This window comes from Chromobacterium violaceum ATCC 12472 (assembly GCF_000007705.1).
Lineage (GTDB): Bacteria > Pseudomonadota > Gammaproteobacteria > Burkholderiales > Chromobacteriaceae > Chromobacterium > Chromobacterium violaceum.
The window spans coordinates 1080167-1105096 of record NC_005085.1; the positions used below are offsets into that span (position 1 = coordinate 1080167).

Annotated in this window: 22 protein-coding genes; 12 read left to right on the forward strand and 10 right to left on the reverse strand. The window is 63.9% G+C overall.

Annotated elements, in window-relative coordinates; genetic code table 11:
* Nucleotides 1–129: 129 nt before the first annotated feature.
* Nucleotides 130–4086 carry a bifunctional diguanylate cyclase/phosphodiesterase gene (locus tag CV_RS22040; protein WP_011134589.1) on the forward strand — a complete coding sequence of 1319 codons (3957 nt, stop codon included), beginning with the start codon at nucleotides 130–132 and terminating at the stop codon, nucleotides 4084–4086.
* 9 nt (nucleotides 4087–4095) lie between these two features.
* Here the strand turns inward: CV_RS22040 and CV_RS05100 are convergent, their stop codons facing one another.
* Both CV_RS05100 and rtcR read right to left on the reverse strand, forming a co-directional pair.
* Nucleotides 4096–4530: a hypothetical protein gene (locus CV_RS05100; protein WP_043595545.1), complete on the reverse strand. Its 435-nt coding sequence runs from the start codon at nucleotides 4528–4530 to the stop codon at nucleotides 4096–4098.
* 138 nt (nucleotides 4531–4668) lie between these two features.
* Complete coding sequence (gene rtcR, locus CV_RS05105; protein ID WP_011134591.1) at nucleotides 4669–6276, reverse strand: RNA repair transcriptional activator RtcR; 1608 nt, start codon at nucleotides 6274–6276, stop codon at nucleotides 4669–4671.
* Between the two features lie 304 nt (nucleotides 6277–6580).
* Here rtcR and CV_RS05110 point away from each other — a divergent pair, with 304 nt between their 5' ends.
* The 5 genes from CV_RS05110 (at nucleotide 6581) to CV_RS05130 (ending at nucleotide 11870) form a co-directional block, all read left to right on the forward strand.
* Nucleotides 6581–7801 (forward strand): RtcB family protein, encoded by a 1221-nt coding sequence (locus CV_RS05110; protein WP_011134592.1) that lies wholly within the window; start codon nucleotides 6581–6583, stop codon nucleotides 7799–7801.
* Between the two features lie 42 nt (nucleotides 7802–7843).
* Complete coding sequence (locus CV_RS05115; protein WP_011134593.1) at nucleotides 7844–8671, forward strand: nucleotidyltransferase domain-containing protein; 828 nt, start codon at nucleotides 7844–7846, stop codon at nucleotides 8669–8671.
* A 129-nt stretch (nucleotides 8672–8800) separates the two neighbouring features.
* Nucleotides 8801–9199 (forward strand): c-type cytochrome, encoded by a 399-nt coding sequence (locus tag CV_RS05120; protein ID WP_011134594.1) that lies wholly within the window; start codon nucleotides 8801–8803, stop codon nucleotides 9197–9199.
* A complete protein-coding gene (locus tag CV_RS05125) occupies nucleotides 9196–10587 on the forward strand; it encodes a D-arabinono-1,4-lactone oxidase (RefSeq protein ID WP_011134595.1) in 1392 nt (463 codons plus the stop codon). Before CV_RS05120 ends, CV_RS05125 begins: the two co-directional genes overlap by 4 nt.
* Nucleotides 10584–11870, forward strand: coding sequence for a DSD1 family PLP-dependent enzyme (locus CV_RS05130; protein WP_043595547.1), 1287 nt, complete (start codon nucleotides 10584–10586; stop codon nucleotides 11868–11870). The genes CV_RS05125 and CV_RS05130 overlap by 4 nt, the downstream gene beginning before the upstream one ends.
* Before the next feature lie 445 nt (nucleotides 11871–12315).
* Here CV_RS05130 and CV_RS05135 read toward each other — a convergent pair whose 3' ends face one another.
* From CV_RS05135 to CV_RS05145, 3 genes are all read right to left on the reverse strand, one after another.
* The gene (locus CV_RS05135; protein ID WP_011134598.1) at nucleotides 12316–13137 is read right to left on the reverse strand and encodes a DUF2076 domain-containing protein; all 822 of its coding nucleotides are present in this window, start codon (nucleotides 13135–13137) and stop codon (nucleotides 12316–12318) included.
* A gap of 210 nt (nucleotides 13138–13347) precedes the next feature.
* Complete coding sequence (locus tag CV_RS05140) at nucleotides 13348–14847, reverse strand: hypothetical protein (RefSeq protein ID WP_011134599.1); 1500 nt, start codon at nucleotides 14845–14847, stop codon at nucleotides 13348–13350.
* Nucleotides 14844–15731 carry a hypothetical protein gene (locus tag CV_RS05145; RefSeq protein ID WP_011134600.1) on the reverse strand — a complete coding sequence of 296 codons (888 nt, stop codon included), beginning with the start codon at nucleotides 15729–15731 and terminating at the stop codon, nucleotides 14844–14846. The genes CV_RS05140 and CV_RS05145 overlap by 4 nt, the downstream gene beginning before the upstream one ends.
* Nucleotides 15732–16099: 368 nt before the next feature.
* Between CV_RS05145 and CV_RS05150 the strand changes: the two genes are divergently transcribed.
* Nucleotides 16100–16864, forward strand: coding sequence for an SDR family oxidoreductase (locus tag CV_RS05150; RefSeq protein ID WP_011134601.1), 765 nt, complete (start codon nucleotides 16100–16102; stop codon nucleotides 16862–16864).
* A gap of 61 nt (nucleotides 16865–16925) precedes the next feature.
* Here CV_RS05150 and CV_RS05155 read toward each other — a convergent pair whose 3' ends face one another.
* On the reverse strand, nucleotides 16926–17531 hold the full coding sequence (locus tag CV_RS05155) for a hypothetical protein (RefSeq protein ID WP_011134602.1): 606 nt from the start codon (nucleotides 17529–17531) through the stop codon (nucleotides 16926–16928).
* A gap of 231 nt (nucleotides 17532–17762) precedes the next feature.
* Nucleotides 17763–18218: a GNAT family N-acetyltransferase gene (locus tag CV_RS05160; RefSeq protein WP_043595549.1), complete on the reverse strand. Its 456-nt coding sequence runs from the start codon at nucleotides 18216–18218 to the stop codon at nucleotides 17763–17765.
* Nucleotides 18219–18526: 308 nt separating this feature from the next.
* Between CV_RS05160 and CV_RS24370 the strand changes: the two genes are divergently transcribed.
* The 3 genes from CV_RS24370 (at nucleotide 18527) to CV_RS05170 (ending at nucleotide 20993) form a co-directional block, all read left to right on the forward strand.
* On the forward strand, nucleotides 18527–18781 hold the full coding sequence (locus CV_RS24370) for a double zinc ribbon domain-containing protein (RefSeq protein ID WP_080508922.1): 255 nt from the start codon (nucleotides 18527–18529) through the stop codon (nucleotides 18779–18781).
* A gap of 199 nt (nucleotides 18782–18980) precedes the next feature.
* On the forward strand, nucleotides 18981–19391 hold the full coding sequence (locus CV_RS05165; RefSeq protein WP_011134605.1) for a hypothetical protein: 411 nt from the start codon (nucleotides 18981–18983) through the stop codon (nucleotides 19389–19391).
* 510 nt (nucleotides 19392–19901) lie between these two features.
* Nucleotides 19902–20993 carry a hypothetical protein gene (locus CV_RS05170; RefSeq protein WP_011134607.1) on the forward strand — a complete coding sequence of 364 codons (1092 nt, stop codon included), beginning with the start codon at nucleotides 19902–19904 and terminating at the stop codon, nucleotides 20991–20993.
* Nucleotides 20994–21273: 280 nt separating this feature from the next.
* Here the strand turns inward: CV_RS05170 and CV_RS05175 are convergent, their stop codons facing one another.
* From CV_RS05175 to CV_RS05185, 3 genes are all read right to left on the reverse strand, one after another.
* Entirely contained in the window at nucleotides 21274–22014 is a 741-nt protein-coding gene (locus tag CV_RS05175; protein ID WP_140411178.1) for a hypothetical protein, read from the reverse strand.
* Between the two features lie 297 nt (nucleotides 22015–22311).
* Entirely contained in the window at nucleotides 22312–22725 is a 414-nt protein-coding gene (locus CV_RS05180) for a GFA family protein (protein WP_011134609.1), read from the reverse strand.
* A 687-nt stretch (nucleotides 22726–23412) separates the two neighbouring features.
* Nucleotides 23413–23829 (reverse strand): DUF1484 domain-containing protein, encoded by a 417-nt coding sequence (locus CV_RS05185; RefSeq protein ID WP_011134610.1) that lies wholly within the window; start codon nucleotides 23827–23829, stop codon nucleotides 23413–23415.
* 270 nt (nucleotides 23830–24099) lie between these two features.
* On the opposite strand from CV_RS05185, the gene CV_RS05190 reads away from it, so the two are divergent.
* Both CV_RS05190 and CV_RS22715 read left to right on the forward strand, forming a co-directional pair.
* Complete coding sequence (locus tag CV_RS05190) at nucleotides 24100–24363, forward strand: helix-turn-helix domain-containing protein (RefSeq protein WP_011134612.1); 264 nt, start codon at nucleotides 24100–24102, stop codon at nucleotides 24361–24363.
* Between the two features lie 121 nt (nucleotides 24364–24484).
* A complete protein-coding gene (locus tag CV_RS22715; protein ID WP_218567042.1) occupies nucleotides 24485–24895 on the forward strand; it encodes a hypothetical protein in 411 nt (136 codons plus the stop codon).
* Nucleotides 24896–24930 lie beyond the last annotated feature (35 nt).

Genomic DNA, 24930 nt, shown 5'->3' on the forward strand with positions numbered 1-24930 from the left:
TCGCGCGGGCTTTTTGCTTGCTTGCCGGCCGATATCGGCTCGACATGGCGCAATCGCCGGCCATACTGAAGCAATAAGGGCAATACGGCATCCGCATCGAATGGCGGGGAGTTTCTCCGCGGGGGGCGCATGGAGGCAGATAGACGGCGTTTGCATTGGATCATCGTGTCGGCGTACGCGCTGATCGCATCGGCCTGGATCATCGTGCCCGATCTGATGATGGACCAATGGGGGAGGCCGGGCAATCCGCTCGGCGGCATGGCCTGGGACAGCTTGTTCGCTTTCGTTTCTTCAGCCTTCCTGTATCTGTTGCTGAGCGGCATGGGGCTGGAGCGACTGGCCGGGTTGCGCAAGCTGGGACCGCTTGGGCTAGGCCTGTTGGCGCTGGCCCGTCGCGGCATGGGCTGGCTGGTGCTGCTGTATCTGATGTCCGTGCTGGCGGCGATGGCCATGCCGGATGTGCTGTGGGTCTATTTGGCGAGTCCGCGGATCTATGCCTGGCTGGTGGCCGGGTGGGATTCGGCGTTCATCCTGGGCTGCGCCGCAGTGTTGAAGCTTTGTTTGAACCAGCTGGACGATGATTGCGTGCTGCTGCAGCCCAGGCACGGCCAGGCGCTGGCGTATCTTTTCGCCGTCTGCGGCTCTCTGCTGGTGCTGGTGCTGCGCTTCCAATTGCGATTCCAGCACCACCTGATGCTGCTGTTCCTGATTCCCATCGGTCTGAGCGCCTTGCTGGGCGGGCTGGGGCCGGGGCTGCTGTCCATCGCCCTGATTTTCTCCATTGTCGCCTCCTTGTCGCTTACCTCCTTTTCCGGCGTGCCGGCAGATCCGGCTTCGCAGCTGCTGTCGCTCAGCCTGCTGGTTCTCATCGGCGTGCTGTTCAGCGTGATGGGCGAGGTGCAGCTGCGCGCCCGCGCCAGGCTGGCCATGGTATTGGCACGGCGGCAGGCGGCGCTGGAATCATTGCGGCACAGCGACGAGCGTTTCCGCGTGCTGTTCTCCGACAGCCCGGTGGCGATGGCGATTTCCAGAATGGAAGACGGCGCGCTGGAAGAGGTGAACCAGGCCTTCCTGGATCTGCTGCAACTGACACGAGAGCGGGCGCTGGGTCATACCACGCTCGAGCTGGGCATCTGGAAGGACGCCGCGGACAGGAGCAGGTTGATGGAGGCGCTCCGGAGCGAAGGCGAGGTGAGGGGCGTGCCGGTGACCTTGCTGCGCGATGATGGAAGCGTTTTGCAGGGATTGTTGTCGTTTCGCCTGATCCATTTCGACGGCGAAGCCCATGTGCACGGAGTGGTGCTGGACGTGACCGAGCGGCACCGCGCCCAGATGGCGCTTAGGGAAAGCGAGGCGCGGCTCGCCGGCATGGTGAGCTCGGCGATGGACGGCATCATCACGCTGGACGCCGATCAGCGCATCACGCTGTTCAACGCCGCCGCGGAGCGGATGTTCGGCCGGCGGGCGCAGGACATGCTGGGGCAGCCGCTGGATTGCCTGCTGCCGCCCACCATGCGGGCAGCACACCGCCAGAAGGTGCAGCGATTCGGAGAGAGCGGGGCCAGCCCGCGCCATATGGGGCGGCTGGGCAAGGTCCAGGGCATGCGGGCGGGAGGCGGCATCTTCGACCTGGAGGCCTCCATCGCCACCCAGGACGTGGACGGCAGGCGCAGCTACACGGTGATCCTGCGCGACATCAGCGAGCGCGAGCGGACGCAGGCGGAGATGACGCAACGCATGCAGCAGCTGGAGGCGCTCAACGACCTGAACCGGGCGATCCTGGCCGCCAGCGACGCCGAGCAGATCGCGCAGATAGGCTTGCGCAGCCTGCGGCGGCAAGTGCCGTTCTGGGGCGCGACGGCGATGCTGATCGACTGGGAGAGCAGCTGCGCCAGGGTGCTGGCCATCGAGCGGGCGCCCGGCGCCAGCTACGATCCCGGCCAGCGGCTGAGCCTGGTCAGCTACGGCATGGAGGACCTGGAGCGGATGAAGCGGGGCGAAACCTGCGTGGTGACCGATCTGGGCCAGATCCCGCGGCGCGCGTTGACGCTGGAGCGGCTGTACCAGCAGGGCATTCAATCCTACGCCCGCATCCCGCTGCTGGCGGAAGGCCGGCTGCTAGGCATGCTTAACCTGGCCTCGGACGCCGTGGGCGCTTTCGATGCCGCACAGTTGGACGTGGCGCAGGCCTATGCCCGGCATCTGGCGGTTTCGTTGCAGCAGTCGCTGCTGCGGCAACGGGTGGCGCGGCTGGGCCGGGTGTACGAGGTGCTGAGCAGGATCAACGCGCTGGTGGCTCGCTGCCATGAGCGGGAGGAGCTGTTCGACGGCATCTGCCGAGTCACGGTGGAAGTGGGCACTTACCGGATGGCCTGGGTTGGGGTCATCGATCCGGAAACGCTGAACGGCACCGTGGTCGCCTTCCGCGGCGAGGACAGCGATTACCTGCGGCAGATCCGCCTGAGCGCGAAGGAGGATTCGCCGTACCGGGATAGGCCGGCCTGCAAGGCGGTGCGGCAGAAGGAAATCGTGGTGTGCAACGATGTGCAGGAGGATGCCTCGCTGAAGGGGCTGGCCCCGCACCTGATCAGCTATGGCGTGCGCTCCGTCGCCTGCCTTCCCGTCATGCTGGATGGCCGCGCCTTCGCGGTGCTGGCGCTGTTCGCCGGCGATGTCGGCGCTTTCGACCGCCAGGAGATGGGCTTGCTGCGCGAGCTGGCCAGCGATATCGGTTTCGCGCTGGATCATATCCAAAAAGAAGAGCGGCTGGATTACCTGGCCTATTACGACAGCCTGACCGGCCTCGCCAATCGCAGCCTGCTGGGCGAGCGGCTGGCCCAGCGGATGGCGGATTCGGCCCAGGAGGGGAGGCGTTTCGCGCTGGCGGTGTTCGATATCGAGAATTTCAAGTCCATCAACGACGTGTTCGGCCGCAACGAGGGCGACCAGGTGCTGACGCTGCTGACGCAGCGCCTGCTGCGCCATACGCAGGACGCGTCGCTGCTGGCCAGGATAGGCGCGGACCAGTTCGCGCTGGTGTTGCCGCAGGCGGCGGGCGAGGACGAGGCCGCGCTCGGCATCGAGCAGATGCGGCGCGAATGCCTGGATTCGCCGCTTGTCCTGAATGGCGACGAACTGAGGCTGTCGGCGAAGTTCGGCCTCTCCATGCATCCGGACGACGGGTCCACGGCGATGGGCTTGCTGGAGCGCGCGGAGTCGGCGGTCAAGCGGGCCAAGGCCGGCAAGGAACAGTTCCTGTTCTACCGCCAGGAAATGACCGATCGCGCGGCCGCGGCGCTGGAGATGGGCAGCCGTTTGCGCCAGGCGCTGGAATTGCAGCAGTTCGAGCTTCATTACCAGCCCAAGTTCGCCGCGGAGGGGCATGCCATCGTCGGCGCGGAGGCGCTGCTGCGCTGGCGCTGTCCGGGACGGGGCATGGTGCCGCCCGCGCAGTTCGTGCCGATGCTGGAAGAGCTGGGCCTGATCTCCGAGGTGGGAGACTGGGTGTTGAGGCAGGCGGCGCGGGATTATCAGTCTTGGCGCGCGGCGGGATTGCCTGCGCCCAGGATAGCGGTCAATGTGTCGCCTTTGCAGCTGCGGCGGTCGGACTTCGCGCAGTCTCTTGCCGCGGTCCTGGCCCTGCATCCGCAGCATGCGGGCATAGACATAGAGATCACCGAAAGCCAGATCATGGCCGATGTCGACAGCAGCATCGCCACGCTGCGCCAAGTGAGGGAGCTGGGCGTCTCCATCGCGCTGGACGATTTCGGCACCGGCCATTCCTCGCTGGCCTATCTCGCCCGGCTGCCGGTGCAGGCGCTGAAGATAGACCGCTCCTTCGTCAGCCGCATGCTGGACGAGGAGGAGGCGATGACGCTGGTGGGAATGATCGTTTCCCTCGCCCATTCCATGGGCCTGGAAACGGTGGCCGAGGGCGTGGAGACGGAGCCGCAGGCCCGGGTGCTGGCGGAACTGGGCTGCGACACGCTGCAGGGCTTCTGGCTGGGCCGGCCCATGCCTGGCGACGCGTTCGCCGCCAGGCTGGCGGATGATGCGGCGCTGGCCGGACTCAATGCGGGCCAGTAGGCGCCAAGATCAGTGCTCGTGGCGGTCGCCGTGCCACTCGTCGCCGTGCCACTCGTCTCGGTGGTCGTCGTGGCGCTCGTGCTTCCATCCCTCATGCCGGCCGTTGTCGTGATGGTATTCGCGGTAGTGCGGCACGTAGACGCGGTTGTACCAGTCGTCGCGGACGAAATAGACCTGGCGGCCGCAGGCGCCGTAGCCGCGGCAGTAACGGTCCCAGTGTTTGATGTGCCCCGGCGGCACGCGCAGATACAAGGGCGGCAGGACGGTGACGGCCGGCTGGACGATAACCGGCTGCGGGTAGACGAGCTGCGGCTGGGGATAGCCGCCTATGTCTATCTGGCCGTAGAAGCCGGGCTCGCCGACGCTGATGGATACGCCGGCCTGGCTGGGCAGGCTGGTCAGGGAGGCGGCGACCAGCGCCGCCGCGGTCATCACGTGTTTCATGGCAGTCTTCCTTTTACATAAACGAGCAGGCATCGCCCATGCTTGCACTATGGCCCCGTTTTGTTTCGCAAGCGCAAAGGAAAGATAGCTACTGATTGCGATTTGTATCTGTTCACAACCGTAACGACATGTACGGTGTCAGCCTCCGTCAGGCAGGGTGCCCTCCTTGCGCAAGGTTTGCCAGCTGAGGCCGAAGCGCGCCAGATATTTGCGCAGCCGGTCGGCGTCGTTGGGATGGGTTTTGCCTTGGCGTGAAACGGCGAATAAGCGACGACCAGCATCGGATAAGCTGGCCGATTGGCGGCAGACGCGAAGCACCGTTTCCAGCTGCGCGCGGTCGAACAGGTCCAGGCCTTCCCATTGCTCGCTACTCAGCGGGCAAGGGGGAGCGTCGGTTTGCCGCTCCCCGCCCCAGTCCTCCCGTAGGCGGCCAATCTCTTCGTTCACCAGGCCGTTGTCGATGCGTCCGGCATCCGCCAGCGTGGCCATACGCGTGACCGAAGCCGACAGCTCGCGGAAATTGCCTAGCCATAGGGCATCCTGCGACAGCGCGAAATCCAGGTAAGCGCGGCGGGCTTCGGCGTTGAAGCGCACGTGCCGGCCTTGTTCGCCGGCGTGTCTGGCCAGTTCGAATTCCAGATTGGGCTCTATGTCTTCGCGGCGGGCGGCTAGGCCGGGCAACTCAAAGTGCCATAGATTGATGCGGGCATAAAGATCCTCGCGGAACTTTCCCTCGCGCACCCACTGCCGCAGATTGCGCATGGTGCCGCATACCAGCTGGAAATCGCTGCTGGCTTCGCGGTCGCCGCCAAAGGGGAGAAAGCGTTTCTCCTCTATGGCCTTTAACAGCATGGCCTGTTCGTCCAAGCCCAGTTCGCCGACCTCGTCCAGAAACAGCAGCCCGCCGTCGGCGCTGCGCAGCAAGCCTGCGCGTTCGTTCAGCGCGCCTGTGAACGCGCCCTTGACGTGGCCGAACAGCGCGGACATCGCGCTGTCCCCGCGCAGGGTGGCACAGTTGACTTCAACGAAACGGCCGGACAATTGGCGACGCGCCTTTTTCAATTCATACAGCCGCCGGGCCAGCTGACTTTTGCCCGCGCCAGTCGGGCCGCGCAGCAGGATGGGGGCCGATGAGCGCGTAGCCACTCGTTCGATCTGCTCTATCATCCGGTTGAAGCCCGGATTGAGCGTGGCGATGCCGGACTTGAGAAAGGCCACCGTGTCTTCGCTCTGCTGCGCGAAACGGCTGGCGATGTGGTCGTATCGGGCGAGATCGAGATCGATCACGCTGACTCGGCCGGCGAAGTCGTTGGCCTGCCGCGTCGGCGAGCTTTGCAGCAATCGGGCCGGAATGCGGCGAGACTCGGCCAGCAGGAACCAGCAGATCTGCGCGACGTGGGTGCCGGTTGTGATGTGAAGCAGGTAGTCCTCCTGCTCGGTGTCGAAGGCGTAGCCGGCTGCGAAGTCGTCCAGCGCCGAATACACCTCGCCGAAATCCCATGGATCTTCCAGATTGACTGCATGCAGCCTCACCTCGGTTTCCGGAGATATCTCGGCGATGTCGCGTGCGGTCAGTTCTGCCAACTGATGGTGATGGTTGTCGTGCAGCAATTCCAGCCGCGCTAGCGGCAACTGCGGCTGCCGGCAGATGCCGATGCTGGGGCGCCATTTTTGCCAGCGTGCCTGGCCGTAGCCCCCCTTGTCCAGCACCGTGCCCAGGAATCCTATTGCGACCTTGTTTTTCATTTCTTATCTAATTGGATAATTTAATAGATGATTTTATCGCTTTTTTCAGGGTGGTGCCGGGCGTGAGTTTGAGTGATTGATTGGTGTTGATTTTTTTTGTTTTTAATTTCAATGCCTTGAATGGTTTTTGGTTTTGGGCGTCCAGGCTGGCACGTTTCTGGCGTTAAGGAAAAGCAGGATGGCAGCCTCCTTCATGGGAGAACCGGTGCCAGCCTCCCCGCGGCGCCAGTCGCAAGGGCGGGCTAGGGTTATGGCCGCTAGCCAAGCGTCAACATCAAACCATTACACAATAAGAAAGCAAGACATGAATCATTATCAAACCCTGCAGGGCGAGAACGGTGCGCCGATCAAGATGTGGACACAGGGCGTGCCTGTGGAGCCGGCCGCGCGCGATCAACTGCTGCGTACCGCGCAAATGCCCTTCATCTACAAACACCTGGCGGTGATGCCGGACGTGCACCTGGGCAAGGGTTCGACCATAGGCAGCGTGATTCCCACCCGGGGCGCGATCATCCCGGCCGCGGTGGGGGTGGACATAGGCTGCGGCATGATGGCCGTGCGCACCACGCTGACGGCGGCCGACCTGCCGGATAATCTGTTCGGCCTGCGTAGCGCGATCGAGGCCGCGGTGCCGCACGGCCGTACCAGCACCCGCAGCGGGCGCGACAAGGGCGCCTGGGGCGCGCCGCCGGAGACGGTGGACGCCGCCTGGGGCAAGCTGTTTCCTGGTTTCCAATCCATCGTCGCCAAGCATCCGCAGCTGGAGAAAACCAATAACCGCAGCCATCTGGGTACGCTGGGAACCGGCAACCACTTTGTCGAAGTGTGCCTGGACGAGGCCGGCCGCGTCTGGTTCATGCTGCACTCGGGCTCGCGTGGTGTAGGCAACGCCATCGGCAATCTGTTCATTGAGTTGGCCCAGGCTGATATGCGGCAGCACATTGCCAATTTGCCGCACCGTGAATTGGCGTATTTCCAACAGGGTAGCCGGCATTTCGACGACTATGTGGAAGCAGTGGGCTGGGCGCAGGAGTTTGCGCGGCAGAACCGCATGCTGATGATGCAGCACGTGGTGGCCGCGGCGCGCAAGGTGATCGTCAAACCGTTCTCCGCCGACGTCGAGGCAGTCAACTGTCACCACAACTATGTGCAGGAGGAAAACCACTTCGGCCAACAAGTGCTGGTGACGCGCAAGGGCGCGGTGGCTGCGCACAAGGGGCAATTGGGTATCATCCCCGGCTCCATGGGGGCCAAGAGCTTCATCGTTCGCGGCCTGGGCAACGAGGAGGCGTTCTGTTCCTGCAGCCATGGCGCCGGTCGCACGATGAGCCGCGCCGAAGCCAAGCGCCGGTTCAGCGTCGACGATCAGGCGCGCGCCACCGCCCACGTCGAGTGCCGCAAGGATGCCGATGTGATCGACGAGATTCCTATGGCCTACAAGGATATCGATGCGGTAATGGCTGCACAGAACTCCTTGGTGGAAGTGGTGCACACGCTGCGCCAGGTGGTGTGCGTGAAGGGCTAGCAATGTGGATGAAGCCGGTCCGCGGGCCGGCGAAAGGGCAATATGCATAGATTCAAATATGATCATCCGCTGGACGACGGTGTGCGTCGGCGGGTGATGGAGGAATTGGCGGCGCTGGAGCGCAGGCACCACGTTCGGGTGCTTTATGCCTGCGAGTCCGGCAGTCGCGCCTGGGGCTTTGCCTCGCCGGATAGCGACTACGATGTGCGCTTTCTCTACGTGCACCGACCGCAGTGGTATCTGCAGGTGGAGCCGCAGCGTGACGTGATCGAGCTTCCGCTGGATGATGAGCTGGATATCAGCGGCTGGGAGCTGCGCAAGGCGCTGCAACTGTTGAATCGTTCCAACCCGACTATGTTCGAGTGGCTGCAGTCTCCGCTGGTGTACCGAGCCGACGAGAAAGCGGCAGCGGCGCTGCGCGAGCTGATGGCGGACTTCCATTCCCTTGGGCGTTGCCGGTGGCATTATTTGTCCATGGCGCGCAAAAACCACCGCGTTCATTTGCAGGGAGAAACGGTCCGGCTGAAGAAGTACTTGTACGTGCTGCGGCCGTTGCTGGCGGTGCGCTGGCTGGATGCGGGAAAGGGCTTGCCGCCGATGCGTTTCGCCGACCTGGCTGCGGCGACGGTGGAGGATGATGGACTGGCTGCCGAGATCAATCATCTGCTGGCTATCAAGATGGCGGCCGGTGAGGCGCAGCTGGGGGGCCGGCTGCCCAAGCTGGACGCTTTTATCGCCTCCATGCTAGCGGAGCCGGTGCCGCCGCTGCCGGGACGCCATGACGGCGATGTCAGGCGGCTGGATCGTCTGTTGCAGGAATGGGTGATGGGGAGCGTGCGCGAAGATGGGTCAGCGGCTTGCGAAATTTAAATGACATAATTGATTCATCGTTAGTGGTATATTGAACCCATTGTCATCGAATGGCCGGCTTGTCCGGCCATTCGCGCTTGAGGCGCCGCAGGCGCGCCATCGCAACATCCCGACACATGAGGAGACGGCATGGAAGCAGGCAGGAAGACGATGGGGGGCCGGCATTGGCGCGGCATGGTCTTGGCCGGGCTGGCGGTCTTGGCTGCCTGCGGGCGGGAGGTGGCCAAGCCGCAGGCGGCCGACCTGCAAAGGGCGGAGACGCTGCGTCCCGCCGACGCGCAACTGGCGCGCAAGTACGAGCGTTCCTGCCTGATCTGCCATGGCAACCAGGCCAGCCAGGCGCCGCTGGCCGGTTTTGCGCCGGCTTGGGAGGCCAGGCTGGAGAAGGGCATGCCCTTGTTGCTGTCCCATGTCCGCGACGGCCTGAACGCGATGCCGCCGCGCGGTTATTGCAATGACTGCAGCGACGAGGAGTTCGCCCGGCTGATCGCCTTCATGTCCGATAGCGGACAAGGAGGCGCGCGATGAAGCCGGTTTTGAATCGCCGAGCCTTGCTGCGGCTGGGCGGCGGCGCGCTGCTGGGCGCCTGGGCAGCGCGCTCCGCCGGGCCGCGGGCCGCCGCGACTGCCGGCGGCTACCGCTGGTGCAACTGGAGCGGCCTGCAGCGCTGCGCCGCGCAGGCGCTGGCGACGCCCGGCGACGAGGCCGAACTGGCGCGGCTGCTGCGCGAGGCATCGCGCTCCGGCACGCCGCTGCGCTGCGTCGGCGCCGGCCATTCCTTCACCCCGCTGGTGCCCACGCCGGGGACTATCGTGTCGCTGGACCGGATGTCCGGCCTGCTGTCTTATGACGCAGCCGCTGGCGAGGCCATCTTGCAGGCCGGCACCCGCATCGGCCAGCTGGCGCGCTTGCTGGATGCGCAGGGCATGGCGCTGCGCAACCAGCCCGACGTCGATGTCCAATCTTTCGCCGGCGCGATCAGCACCGCCACCCATGGCACCGGCGCCGGCCTGCCGGCCCTGCATGCCGACGCGCGCGCGTTGCGGCTGCTGACGCCGTCCGGCGAGACGCTGGACTGCGGCCAGGGCCGCGACGACGATCTGCTGCAGGCGGCGCGGGTGTCGCTGGGCAGCCTGGGCGTGATCGCCCGCGCCACGGTGGCGACGCTGCCCGCTTATTATCTGCAGCGCAGGCTGTGGCTGCTGCCGGCTGGGCAAATGCTGGACGCCGCGCCGGAACTGGCGCGGCGGCACCGTCATTTCGAGTTCTACCACCTGCCGTTCACCGGCTACGCCGCCGCGATCACCCACGACATCCGCCCGCCGGGGCCGGCGTCGCGGCCAGCGTCCGGCGACGAGGACATGCTGCGCGAGCTGCGCCGGCTGCGCGACTGGCTGGGCGGCATGCCGGCGCTGCGGCGCTGGACCGCGCAGAAGCTGATCGACCCGAAGCTGAGCGAGCAGGCCTTCGACAAATCCTGGCGGCTGCTGTCCACCGCGCGGCCCACCCGCTTCAACGAGAGCGAGTGGCATGTGCCGCGGGAAGCGGGCATCGCCTGCGTGCGCGAAGTGATCGAACGCCTGGAGCGGCGCGACGATGTGTTCTTCCCGCTGGAATTCCGCTTCGTGCGGGCCGACGACGCCTGGCTCAGCCCTTTCTACCGCCGCGACTCCTGCTCGATCGCCGTCCATGCCGCCGCCGGCGAGCCGCATGATTACCTGCTGACCGAATTGGCGCCGGTTTTCCGCAAATACGAGGGCCGGCCGCACTGGGGCAAGCTGCACCCCTACGGCGCGGCCGAGCTGGCCGCGCTCTATCCGCGCTGGAACGATTTTTTGAAGCTGAGGCGGGAGCTGGATCCCAAGGGCGTGCTGCTCAACCCCCATCTGCGCCGCGTGCTCGGCGTGCCGGCATGAGCGGCCCGTCCCAGGGGCGGCGCCGCCTGCTGGCGGCCTTGGGCGCGGGCGCGGCGGCAAGCCTGGTGTGGCTGGCCAGGCCATCCGCGCGCGGCGAGCCGCACGACGCCTATTTCCGCCAGCTGCAGGCGGCGCTGCGCCAGGCCGGCATCGCCGAGCCGACGCTGGTGTTGGACCGCCAGCGCCTGCGCGCCAATATCCGGCGGATCTCGGATCACCTTGCCGGCAAGATGGCGCTCCGGGTGGTGGTGAAGTCGCTGCCGTGCCCCGCCTTGCTGGCCGAGGCGGCTTTGCTGGCCGGCAGCCGGCGGCAGATGCTGTTCAGCCTGCCGCAGCTGGAGGCGATGGCCAAGGGCGAGCGCGACATCCTGCTGGGCAAGCCGCTGCCTGCCGCCGCCGCGCTGGCCTTTTACCGCCAGTTTTCCGACGCGGCCTTCCGGCCGGAGCGGCAATTGCAATGGCTGGTGGACACGCCGGAGCGGCTGGCGCAGTACCGCGAGCTGGCGCGCGGGCAGCATCTGCATCTGCGCCTCAATTTCGAGATCGACGTCGGCCTGCACCGCGGCGGCGTCGCCGACATCGCCACGCTGCGGCGCATGCTGGACATGGCGGCCGAGGAGCCGCGGCTGCAGTGGTCCGGCCTGATGGGCTACGACGCGCACGTCGCCAAGATTCCGGATCTGCCGGGCTTGAGGGCCAAGGCGCTTCGCCACGCGCGCGCCCGCTATGCCGCCTTCGCCGCCGCCGCGCGGGCGCATCCGGCCGCACGGACGGCAAGCGGGCCGTGTTTCAACGCCGCCGGTTCGCCTACTTACCGGCTCTACCACGGCGACGGCCCGGAAAACGAAGTCGCGGTGGGCTCGGCCATGGTCAAGCCCGCCGATTTCGATCTTCCCCTGCTGGACGACCTGCTGCCGGCCTGCTTCATCGCCACGCCGGTGCTGAAGACGCTGCCGCGATTCGAGTTGCCCTACGGCGTGGAGTGGCTGGGCGGGTTGGTGGGCGGTTGGGATGCCAACGCGCGGCGCGGCTACTTCATCTATGGCGGCAACTGGCTGGCCGATCCGGCATCGCCGTCGGGCCTGGAGAGCAGCGGCCTGTACGGCCATTCGTCCAACCAGCAACTGCTGGTCGGTTCAGGCCGTCAGGCGCTGGCGGTGGACGACATGGTGTTCTTCCGCCCGCGCCAGAGCGAGGCGGTGCTGCAGCAGTTCGGCGACATCGCGGTGTACGAGGGCGGCCGCATCGTAGCCAGCTGGCCGGTGCTGCCGGCCGCGGGTTGAGGTTGGCCGCAGCCGATGTCGCCCCCTATCCGCGCGGGATACCGCCCATCGACGGAGAAGAGAGCGGCGTAGACCGGGTCGCCGCGTCAGGGCGGCGGCGGTGTGGAGTCGTTGGATCGCGCTGCCTTCGATTCAGGCGTCGTCCGAGACGATCAGGGGCACGCCTTCAGACCGCTGCTGAAGGCATGCCGATGGCGTTCCAGATCAGGCCAGTCTGAAAAGGCAGGCGGGCTGGGGGGGATGCGAAAGGCGCGCGTCAGCGCGGGAATGAAACGATCACCCTCGCAGGCCTGCAGCGGCGGAAAGCCGAACGGCGCGTCGCATGATTTTCCTCCCTGGTAGCAAGGGGGGATGCATGATGAGGCCGGATGCTAGCGCGCGATGCATGACGGCATGCAAGGCCGATGCGGGAAAAAGGCCGCGCGGGCGCGCGGCCTGGAGCCGTTCAGGCTGAGGCGTTGTCGTCCTCGCTGTACTCGTCGCTGGCGTAGTCGGAGTCGGCCACGGTCTGGTAGTCGTCGCGCGGGTGCGCGTCCTCCCGGTAGCCGGCATCGTCCTGGGCGTCGGATTCGTAGTAGTTGTTGATGGTGATGTGCTGCTCCACCGGCTGTTCCGCCTCGTATCCGGCATTGCCCTGTCCGCCGCCGTGGCTGGGCTTGTCGTCGCTGAACAGGCTTTCTATGCCTTGGACCAGGAAGGTGCCGGCGGCGACGCCGGCGGCCGTGGTGGCGACATTGCCGAGGAAGCTGCCCACGCCGCTGGCGAAACCGCCGGTGCCGCCGCCGCCGAAGAAGCTCTGGCGCGGCGCCGGTGCAGGCTGTTGGTAGGCTGGCGCGGCTTGTTGATAGGCGGGCGCTGCCGGCGGATAAGCCGGAGGCGCCGCTTGGTAGGCGGGCGCGGGCTGTTGATAGGCCGGAGCCGGCGCAGCCTGGCGCGGAGCGGCGAAGGCGGGCGCCGCGGGCGCGCCGCCCCAGGCCGCGGAACCGGCGTTGGGATCCAGGAAGGTGCCGGGCGCGCCGGCGGGGGCGGGGACCGGCGCGCTGCGCGCGGCTTGCAGGTCGGACTGCAGCTTGGCGATTTGCGCGTTGGCGGCGTTCAGCGCCTGGTCCTGCTGCATGCAGCGCAGCACCAGCAGGTAGACGGCGTCCGGCTGTTGGGCGGCGGCCTGCATGATAGCGGCGTTGGCCTGCGGGTCCTTGGCCATGCCGCGGACTTGCACCAGTTGATTCAGGAAGTTTTGCAGCGCTTGGGTTTCTTGCGGAGTCATATCTTGGTTTTCCGGGGGAAGGGTAGAGACGGGGCGGCTGGCGTCCATCTCGACTGAGCATGTCGCTTTAATTTGTAAATGAATTGTATATGCGTTTGGCGTGGATGGGGAAGGCTCGCATGGCCAAAGCATGAATAAAAAGGGCGGCCAGGGCGGGCCGCCCTACGTTTGCCGGCATGGGCGATCAGGCGATGTCCAGCCGGCGCGGCCTCAGACCACGGTGATCGTCGACTGGGCCTTGAGCGGGCAAGGCAGGCTGTCGTCGAAGGTGATCTCGATCGCGCTGGCCACGAAGAAGCCGCCGATGTGCTGGGCCGCGATGTGCGGCGGCGTGCCCGGCTTGGTCAGGTTCACATCCTGGGCGAAGACGAACACCCGCCAGACGCCGTGCACGTCCTGGTGCTGCTGCAGCAGCAGCCGGTAGGCGCGCTCCAGGTCCAGGCTGCCGGCATAGGTGCCGTCGTTGGCGCCAGGATCGAAGCCCAGGCCGTCGTCGGTCAGCGGCGCGACGAAGTACAACCCCTGCGGCGCTTCGAACAGGGCGAAGGAATACAGGTCGCTGCCCTTGAACAGCGAGCCGTCCTGGCGCTGGAAAGCGGCCCGCACCCACAAGGGCTGGAAGGCGTGGACCACGTCGGGGGTCTCCACTTTCACCGGGCCGGCGGCATGCACGTTGACCTGGGTTTCCGTCACCGAATGGTGATAGGTCTTGCCGGTGGTGAAGCGCTCGTAAGTCCAGGACACGTCGGTCTTGTACGCTTTGCCCGCCACCGGCGCTTCCAGCATTTTCCACTTGGCGACCACCCGCTCCGCCACCGTGGTCTCGCCGGCCGCCGGCGGCGTGGCCGCCTGCCCGCGCCAGAACGGATCGGCTTCGTCCGAGCAGGCCACCGCGATCGCGCCGGAGGCGATGGCGGAAGCCACGCCGGCGACGGTGAATTCCGGCGCGCCCGATCCCGCCCCTTTCAGCGAGCAGCAGTGAACGCTGGGGTCGGTCTCCTCCACCGAGCCGCCGACGCTGAAATTGGCCTTGCCCCCGCCGACTGCCGCCGCGATCACGGCCACCAGCGCGGCGATGACGGCGACGATGATGGCCAGCACCTTCCACCAAGGATCGGAGAACGGCAGCTCGGCGTGCGTGCCGGTATAGGCCGGGTTCGGTTTCCAGGCCATGGTCAGGCCGGTGGGCACCATCGGGCCGAATCGGGGCGGGCAGCGGCATTCCTTGCCGTTGCCTGTCGGCTCTCCCCAGGCTTTGCCTGGCGAGTGGCCCTGGAGGTTGGAAATGGTCAGCGTGCCTTCCTCGACGGTGCAGGTATAGGTGTTGCTGGCGCTGTCGAAGCGGGTTTGCGACACGAATATCTGCTGGATGGAGCGTTGGGCCGCGAAGCCGTCCGCGCGCGCGACGAAGCTCACCAGCGGTTTGCCCGGCGCCGCGTGCTGGAAGTCCGCGTCCCAGGCCAGCATCACGGTGCCGCCGGCGGGAATGGCGGGGAAGGTGAAGGTGTGCGCCGTCGGGGCGATGCCGGGATCGCCGACGCTTTCCAGATAGACGGTGACGTTGCTCAGCGCACTGGCCGAGGTGTTGGTGAAATGCGCGGCGATGCGCAAATGGTAGATCGCGTTGTCGAAGATCCCGTCGGGCAGCATGACGCTGGTCACCGGCTCGATCGCGAACGGGCGCGTCAGCACCTGGAGCGGCGTGTTCATAGTCTGTTCTCCTTGCCTTGCGGAATGACCACATAGCTGACGCCGCCCAGCGGCTTGCCGGCGTCGTCATGCTCGACGATGTGCAGCAGCTGGTAGTGGTCGGGATGCAGCTGGCTGGCCTGGATGTCGAGGTAGACCGGCACCGTCGCGCCGCGCGGCACGCTGACAGCCAGGCTGGGCACGCGGGCATCGCTCGCCTTCTCCCCGGCGCTTTTGCCGCCGCAGGACGGCTCCAGGCTCAGGCGCACTTGCACTTCCGGCTTGGGCGCGGGCCGCAGCTGCAGCCGGGCGAGTCCCAGGCGCTGCAGCTGGCGTTGGTCCAGCTCTCCGCCGAACTCCGCTGTCAGCCTCACCCGCTTGTCCTGGCGCGGCAGGCCATTGACCGCGATGCGCAGCATCGGCGCCATCTTGCTGGCGTCCAGCACGGTGAGGTTTCGCTGGGCGATCTGGTCGTGGGCCGGCGGATCGAAGCTGAAGGAGGCCGGCAGCGGGTCGGGAATCGGATTGCTGTCGCCCGTCCCATGCGCCACGGCCAGCAGGCACTCGTGGCCATCGTTGACGATCTGCACCTGCCAGGGCACCAGGCACAGCACGTCCTGGCCCATCGCTTCCTTCGGGTCCGCGGGCAGGTCGGCGTAGCCGGCGCCGATGTAGTTGACCGCGCCGGCCGTCATCTGCCCGGCCGGATTGGCCCAGTAGAAATCGATGCGGACGTTTTGCGCGTCCGCGTCGCCGATATTGTCGACATGGGCCCAGACATAGGCTTTCTGGCCGGAAAGCGGCGCGCCGGGCGCGCCGTTGGGGTCGTTGCCGGGCACGACCCAGACATCGGTGCTGAGCCACCAGTGGGGAGAGCCGTCCCGTATCAGGATATGAGCAGACATGGTTGTCCTTTCGCGCTCAAAAGATGGATGGAAACATCCCCTCTGAAATCGGCGCGTAAAGGAACGCGTCAGGCTATCGCGGAATGGAAGGCGGCTCAGGCGCGCCGCCCTGTTATGGTGAGCCCGTCGCTTGCGGCGGCGGCATGGCGGACGGAAAAGAAAGCGTAGCTTTCCGTCGCGTGCGCGGTTAGTAATTTAGACCAGTTGTTTTTCGATGCAATTGGATTATGCGGTCGTAGTGGTTTTTGCGGAGGAAAAGACGCCACACTCTCGCGCCGAACGCTTCCGGCGGATTGGCAAGAATCGGGTCGCCGCCCGCGGCGCCTTGTTCCAGACTTTGCCGGTCTTCAGGAAAACGCGGAGGGAATATGGGACAGCTTGAGGGAAAAGTCGCCATCATCACCGGCGCCAGCGCCGGCATCGGATACGAAGCGGCGAAATTGTTCGCGCGCGAGGGCGCGCAGGTGGTCGCGGTGGCGCGGCGCGCGCGGGAGTTGGGGCAGCTGGCGGCCGCCATCCGGCAGGATGGAGGGGACGTCGCCATCGTCGTCGGCGACGCGCGCGAGGAATCCATCGCGAAGCAAGCGGTGGAGACCGCGCAGCGGCGCTACGGCGGGCTGGACATCGCTTTCAACAATGCCGGCGCGACCGGGGAGTCCGCGCCGGTGCACGAGATCACGCCGGAAGCCTGGCATTTCGCGCTGGACACTAATCTGACCAGCGCCTTCCTGGCGGCGCGCCAGCAGATTCCCGCCATGCTGCAGCGCGGCGGCGGCTCCCTCATCTTCACCTCCACCTTCGTCGGCCATACCGCCGGTTTCCCCGGCATGGGCGCCTACGCCGCCAGCAAGGCCGGGCTGATCGGCCTGACGCAGGTGATCGCCGCCGAGTACGGCGCGCGCGGCATCCGCGCCAACGCCTTGCTGCCGGGCGGCACCGACACCGAGATGGGCCGCGCCGCCGCGCCCACGCCGGAGGCACGCGGCTTCGTCGAGGGACTGCACGCGCTGAAACGCCTGGCCCGCCCCGAGGAAATCGCGCGCGCCGCCTTGTTCCTGGCGTCGGACGCCGCCAGCTTCGTCACCGGCAGCGCGATGCTGGCGGACGGCGGGGTGTCGATTCAGCGGACTTAGCTTCGATGGGAACGGCTGCGGACGGATGCCTGCCCGCAGCCGGTGGCGCGGCGTCCTGCCATCAGTTCGCTCCCGGACACGCCGTGCTTTGTCCGTTCAGGCCCTGCGCCCGGAGCGAGAACGACGCGGTGCGATGGCTGCCGGAGCCGTTGATGGTGATCACGTAGAGGCTGTCGTAGTCCGAATCGGACCAGGACGGGATGTTGGCCGACTGCTTGAGGTTGGCGAAGATCTGCTTGGCCAGCGTGACGATCTTCTTGTGTTCCCAGGCGACGAACACGGTGGCGTTGGCGTAGTCCGCATCCAGCAGTCTGGCGGCCAGATCGGATGTCTGGGTGAAGCCGTAGGCGGTGTTGACCGGCATGCCCAGGCGGATGGCGGTGGGCTCTATCGTCGCCAGCGGGCGCACATAATAATAGCTGTTGCCCGAGTCCGATACCTGGGTGGCGGGATCGGGCGCGAAGATCGCGTCCGGCGCGCCGAAGGCGCTGCTCAGCACCTGCGGCAGCGCGAGCGCGCGGTTCAATCCCTGGCAGCTGATTTGCCCCAGGCCCTGGGCCGGTTTCTCGCCGTGGCGGAGCAGCACGATGGTTTCGCTGGCGGCGTGGGCCTGTGCCGACAGCAGGAGCGCGATCAGCGCCGGCCATTTCGATAACGATAGCTTCACGTCGATTCTCTCTATATGGATGGGATGTTCGCAGCCGGTCGTCGGCGCGCGCTAGCGGTTATAGTCGATCGACATGACAATGGCGTGTATGGCGCGGCCTGGCGCGCAGCCAGCACGGACTTGGCCGCGACGCGAGGCCGGCAAGGGCGGGGTCAAGGGCGAAAGCGCAGGCGTTAGCCTGAGGAGGATGCTGTGGCTGCGCGCTTGCCGCAGCCTTGCCATGCTTGCGCGTCAGGCCGGCAGGTCGCAGGCGTAGATGATGAAGCCCTGATGTTCCGCCAGCTTGTCGTACAGCGCGCGAGCGGTGTGGTTGGTTTCGTGTGTTTGCCAATACACGCGGCGGCAGCCGGCCGCCGCCGCGCGCTGATAGACGGCCTGGATCAAGGCGCGGGCCACGCCTTGCCCCCTGGCTTCCGGCACGGTGAACAGGTCCTGCAGATAGCACACGTCGGCCAGGCGGGTGGTGCTGAGGTGGGTGACGGTATGGGCCAGGCCGACGATCTTCCCATCCCGCTCGGCAACCAGCGCTTTCACCGGCGAGCCGTGATCGAGAAAGCGAGACCAGGTCTGCCGGGTGATGTCCTCGGGCAGCGCCGTTTCGCCCGCGCGCCCGTAAAATGCGTTGTAACCGTCCCACAATGGTCGCCAGGCCGCCAAGTCATTCTGCTCAACCGATCTGATAAGCATGTTTTTCCAATCCGTGTTTTATTCATTCGACAGGGGTAGCCGTGCCTTGGCGCGGGAAGAGGCGTTTCTGCCGGCGCGAGGGCAAGACTGCGGGAAGCGGGGATAGCATGCCCGTTCTCATTCAGAATGGATAGTTTCGGACAATGATCGGCCAGGAGCAGGGCGGCATGTCAGCGGAGAACGGGCGATGCCGCAAGCCGCATGGCCATACCCATTCCGCGGCTGGGCAGGGGAGCCGGCGAGGCGCTTGACCCTCTAGCGGCTACAGGCCTTTTCATTGCTCCATCCACATGAAAAGGAGACGGGCAATGAGCCACTTCGGAAAATGGTTTGGCGGCCATCACGGCAGCCGCAAGCATGATGGCCACGGGCGCGACGATGCCGCCCATCGGCAAGAGAGGGCGGCGGTCCTATGCCCGGGCTGCCGGCAAGCGAATGATGCCGCCGCGCGCTTTTGCCAGCATTGCGGAACGGGCCTGCTGCCGCGCCGTTGCGGACAATGCGGACAGGAAGCGGCCGCCGCGGCGAAATTCTGCGCCGCCTGCGGCACGGGTTTGAGGTGAGGCGCGGACTGGCAAAATGGCCGGTGATAGGAATAGGCGTTTGATATTTATTTTCATTTCTAATAGGTATATTAACCAGTTGTGGGGTTAGGCATCGCGGCCTATGCTGGGCTTGTCATGATGTAGGCATTGTTTGGCGCAGGTTTTTACCGAGAGATGGTATAGGCGCTGCCAGACAGGCAAGCTGCGGAGAACCCCCATGTCGATTTTGTCCATGCACCCGTCGCATGAAGCCGCTGAACGCATTCCCATCCTGCAGCGCCTGCGCGGCTGGCTGAAGCGGGGGGCCCGCATGGAGGAGACGCGGCCTGCGGCCGACAAGCCAGATCTGGGCAATGTCACCGCGGCCGAGGCCAAGGCCGCGATCGGCGCGCTGCTGAAGGCAGGCCTGCTCAGCCGCGAACAGAGCCGCTGCCTGGGATTGGCGGTGGATGTCAGGATGCTCAATATCCGCTACGGCGATCCCGTTCCCGAGCATTTCGATCTGCTGGCGGAAGCGCGCAGCGCGATAGAAAACGGCAAGAACATGGGCTGCTGGGACCAGGTGCAGTCGCTGACGCGCAGCCTGGAAGTGATGCAGGCGTATCAGCGGGAAACTGAATCCGTCTGAATATGCGCCATTCCTTTACGGATGGCGGTCTGAGCAGCCAGCCCCCCCTTCCGGCGGCCTGGCTGTTTTTCATGCGCGCTGCGCGGCTTGTCCATTTTCCCCTGCGGCTTATCGTCGAGCTTTGAACAGCGGAGTGGATATCTGCCCGGCTGTCCATCCCGCCACGGATACGTCCCATGGCGGCTGATCTTATGTCCTCGCCGGCGGGAGGCATGGGCGGGATGCCCGCGCTGCGCTTTGGTCCTGCGCGCCCAGCAGCCGGAATGGATGGGCGCTGCGCTTGGCATGGAGCAGGAGAGCCATGCGCAGCCACACTATTGGTTTTTTGTTCTCTACGGATGTGCCAAGTCTGCTATGTGAAAACCACAGGATTATGGCTTTACCTGACTTTTAGTCCTAAAGCACGGGGTTGAGCGCCATTTTCCGTCCTAAAGTGGCGGAACTCGGACATGACTGTCGAGTGCTGAGCTAGCAGGTCGCATGCATGTTTCAACTCAAGGAGTGAGCAATATGTCATCGCAATTTCATGGTTTGGCTATTGGAAACGGCAACAGCAATTATCTTCAGGTACTGGGACTCGCCAATATCACGGATACCGCTTATCTGACTGACTGGCAGGACTCTGGCGGCAACTGGCATGCGGGCTTCGCCCTGCCGGTTCCGTCCGATTATCCGAAAGGGCACTTCTTCCAGCTGACCACCGGCGTCGGCAACAGCAATTATCTGCAGGTGCTGGGCGCTGGAGAGGATGGCAATCCCTATCTGGTGTCGTGGCAGGATGGCAGCGGCAAGTGGCACGGCGGCATGCCGCTTCCCAAACCGAGTGGCTACAGCGGCGGTCCCTTGGTGACCGGGATCGGCAACAGCAATTACCTGCAGGTGATCGGCGCCAGAGTGGAGTCCTCGCCGTATCTGGTCGCTTGGCAGGACAATGGCGGCAACTGGCATGCCGGCATGCCGTTGCCGAATCCCAGCGGGTACGCGGGGGGCTTCCAGCAGCTGGCGACCGGGAACGGCAACGACCACTTCCTGCAAGTTGTGGGCGTGGGCAATGACGGCAACGCCTACCTGGTGACTTGGCAAAACGCCCAGGGCCAATGGAGTCCGGGCTTCGCGCTGCCCAAGCCCAGCGGCTACAGCGGCACCTTCACGCAGCTGGCCACCGGCGTCGGCAACGGCAACTTCCTGCAAGTGCTGGGCATCGGCACCGACGGCAACGCCTATCTCGTCGCCTGGCAGGATAACGGCGGCAACTGGCACCCCGGCTTCGCGCTGCCCAAGCCCAGCGGATACAACGGTACTTTCGCCAAGCTGGTCACCGGCATTGGCAACAGCAACTACTTGCAGGTATTCGGCATCGGCAGCAATGGCGTGGCCTACCTCGTCTCGTGGCAAGACAGCGGCGGAAATTGGCATGGCGGCCTGACGCTGCCGCAGCCGTCCGGCTACAACGGCAGTTTCTCGCAATTGGCTGCCGGCAATGGCAACAGCCACTATCTGCAGGTAGTCGGCACCGACGCGCAGGGCAATGTCTACCTGGTGTCGTGGCAAGACTCCGAAGGCAAGTGGCACGCCGGTTTCGAGTTGCCCAGGGCATCATGATGCCAAGATGAAGCATGGATTCCGGCCTGCGCCAGCCGGGCGGATTCGAAGCCAGGCCCTCCACGGCAAGGAGGGCCTGTTTTTTGCCGGCGATCAGGGGTTTGTGAATGGAAAAAAGGAGACCCGCTGAATGCCTTGCGATGCGCCCAGCCTGGGCCGCGCCCTGTTTCTCGGGGAGCTGGGAATGCATGCCGTCCCAAGCGGCGGCCTGGCTTCCGGCCCTTGGCAAACGGCAGGTGTTTGCGGGCGCTTCGGCGCCTGGACCGAGGCTGTCATCCGGTCAGAAATTCAATACCCAGTCCGAACGACGCGTCTTGATCATGCCCGCAGGCAGCACTTTGCCCTCGTCCCGCAAGGTGCAGGAGATGGAGAACTTGTTCTTGTCGTCCTGGAAAATCATGCGCTGCAGATAGGGCTTATCGACAAGTTGTCCCGCTTTCACCGCTTGCCATTTTCCATTGATGGGCTGTTGGAAGAACAGGCAGCTTCTGTCCTCGCACTTGTTCCATTTGATATTGCCATCCAGTTTGGCAATATCCTGGTAGCTCATGTTCTTTTTGGATTCAACATGAAACGTCCAGCTATAGACTTCGCCTACGCCCTCAATCCATTGCTTGTTGAATTTGGAATGGGATTCATTGTATTGCGTCAGGGTCCATTGAGGGCTCAGCGAGACCGGGCTGAAATTCCCGGTTCTGGCAAATTCTTTGGATCCCTTGGAACTGCCAGGCATGGCCTCTTCCATGGCCAGAGCGTTATTTACCGGCTTATCCATTTTCAGCTGGGCAATGCCGCCATTGACCGCGGTGATTTGCTTGGGATGCTGGGCTTGCAGGCTGGCAAGCTGGCGGAAAAAACTCTCATCGCAGGACATGATCTTGCGGATAGGGTCGTGGTCATCGGCGTGCGCGGCATGAGCGGCCAGGAGCAAGGCAAGCGGCAGAATCTTTTTCATATCAAGTAAATCAATTGTCATTAATGTGTTTATTTTATCATGAATAAAGAATTGAATGAATGCCATACCTTGTTTCTGCTCGCGGATTGCATGAATCCGGTTTCCAGGCATAGGCGGGATGTCGCCGAGTAAGGTATTGGGAGCGAATTGCCGCGCATCGTTAGACGGATGCGCTGCGATGCGTGGATGTCGCTTTTGCCAGGCGCCGGCGACTAGAAATGGAATCGCTCTGTCGGCGCCTACCGTCTGGCGAACTGATAAAAGCGGAACCCGCCGCTCCGCAGAGGCAGGGTAACTTGGATTTGGCCTGATTCAGGCAGGCGCGTGGCCTGCGCCTGCTGATTGAATGGCCAGGCAATGCCGCTAACCTTGAGCCGCGCCTTGCTTCTTGGGGAGCTGGGGATCCATGAAGTCCCAGCCCGCGGCGCTGGCCACATGGAAATCCAGCTTGGGCGCGTAGAGCGAGGTTTCGTCCAGCGTGCCTGCCTTGATGCCCAGCATGCCGGGAAAGTTGCCGAACTTGGCGAACAGCTGAGAGCCGCAGTTCGGACAGAAGCCCCGGCTGTGGGTCTTGCCGCTGTCTGCGGTTGTCTCGAAATATTTGGCCTTGCCTGAAACCTCGACATTCTGTTCCGGGAACAGCATGGCCGGAATATAAGCGCTGCCGGAGCTGCGCTGGCAGTCCTTGCAGTGGCAGTTGCCGGCAAACAAGGGCTCGACATCGACCGAGTAGCGGATTTCGCCGCACAGGCATTGTCCGGTGTATTTTGCAGTCATCTCATCTCCGTATGGATTGCTGATGGGGATCGCGTTGAAGCGGCCGCTTGCCTGGCCTGAGTAGTCCGTTGGTTATCGCTGTTGAGGTGGCAAGGCAATAGCTAAGCAAGGAGCGCGCATCGTGACGCGGCGGGGAATGGATATGCGACAAGACTATATCCATTTGAAATCGGAGTGTGAAGCCTTGTGGCTGGAATGGAGTCCGCTGCGCGGACGATGTTTAAGTGCAGGTTCCGTCCGGCAGGCGGGAAAGGGGCTGCGCGGCCAGCCCCCTTTCAACCCCAGGCCGCCCCTGCAGCCCGCGAAACCCCGGCAAAAAAGCGCCGAACGAGGAGCTGCCGGAACTACATGCGTGCGAAGCTTTGATTCGCTCAGCGGTACGCGCTAGCGTCGCGCGGCGTCGAACAGCCGGCGTCTTAAAACCTCGCCCGGCGCTTTGTTCCCGGCGCGTGCTGAAGGGGAAGAGGGTGTGTCGTATTCATTCCAATGTTTGTGTCCAGATGTTCTTGCAATTCCTGATGCGGCAGAAAGGCAAGTGGACGTCATAAGCGTAGGGTGCAATACCCGGCTTGAAACGATTGGACGCAGCCATTTTCCAGCCGGGCATTGCACCGCATGTTAGCACCCCAATCAAAAACAGCCTGCCGCTGGGAAGCGGACAGGCTGTTGGTGTTTATGGAGCAGGGCTTACAGCACGTGGGTGAGGAGCGTCAGCGACTCGCCCAGGCGCTTGTCCAACGGCGCCAGCAACTCGGTGATGCGGCTGGAGGGTAGGCGGACGTCATCGCCCAGGCAAACCAGCAGCTCGATAACCGACTGCAAACCCAACTGGCCATGGGCGAGGTGGCAGATGGACTCCACCACCGCCTGCTCGATGTCCTGGCACACATGCGCGACGCGCGCGGCCGGCTCTCTGACTTTGGCTTGATCCTTGCCGGCCAATTGCTCTTGCAAGGCGGCAAAGGCTTCATGCAGCCGAGTCATGGCCAGCAGGCTGGGCGGATGGGTGGGGACTTGCTTGTTCAGCAGCCAGCGGCTGCGGGCGGGATGATGGTTGCTCAGGGAAAACGCGAGATGAGACGAACTGCGGGTGATGCTAGGCATGGCAAAACCCTCATTGTGTTTGAACCTTGCGATGGTTGGGCGGACAAGGCTCTGGATATGGTCAAGGCAGAGCGGTAGCGGGAAAACGCCGTAGATCACGGAATGGGAATTTTCTGCATAAGCACCTCCATGTGTGGCCGTCAGAGCAGCGCATAGCACATAATGAGTGTCATGAAGATATCAATAAAAATCAAAAAGTCACTTATAGTTAACATTTTGCAAATCATACCGCGTGGCTTGAGCGCTAGCAAGCGCTGATGCTATCGGGGTATGGAAAACACAACGAAACCCCTGACCGCCCGCGCGGTTTTCGCCCGCAACCTGCGGATTGCCAGACGCCTGCATGATGTGTCGCAGGAGGCGTTGGCATTGCAGGCGGGGATGAGCCGAACCTATGTGTCAGAGATCGAGCGCGGCGAGCGCAATGTCTCCATCGACAACATGGGCGCATTGGCCGACGCCCTGGGCGTGGCGCTGAGAGACTTGGTGGACCCTGAGATGTTTGGCGGCTTGCTGGACAAGGCGAATAAATAGTCGTGCAAGGTGGATAGCTAGTGAGGTTCGCCCACTCTGCTGCTATGTTTGGTTATTAATTTATATATATTTAAAAGTCATGTTTAACCCCCGTGAGGAACTTGCTGACCTCGAGTCAAAAATGGATATTGCTCGTGATTGTGGCTGTGTACGGCTATTAGAAATTTACTCGTCGAAGCTGATAAATGAGGTAGGTTGGTTGTTTAGTCAGCTTCCAATGCATGGAATTAACCAATCAATTAAATTGCATAAGATTGATGAGGGCGAGGCTAAAGAACAGTTCGTTTATCTGATGACTCATGATATGGCTCATTCGATCGATTTAATGCCCATGAAAATGGCAGAATTTTTCTGGGGGGAAATTTTAGATAGAATAATAGAGCCTGCTGAATTCTTAACGAACACAAAAGGTATGCATAATTTTAATTGGGCAGGGAGTTATGATCCCGCAACAAGCGCAACATTTGATAGCTGTTTGATTATAAAAAATAGTCGAAAGGCTGTAATTGTAGTGATTGAGGATGAGGATTAGATGGAAATTCTTGGTCGCTCTGTTACGGCTTATAT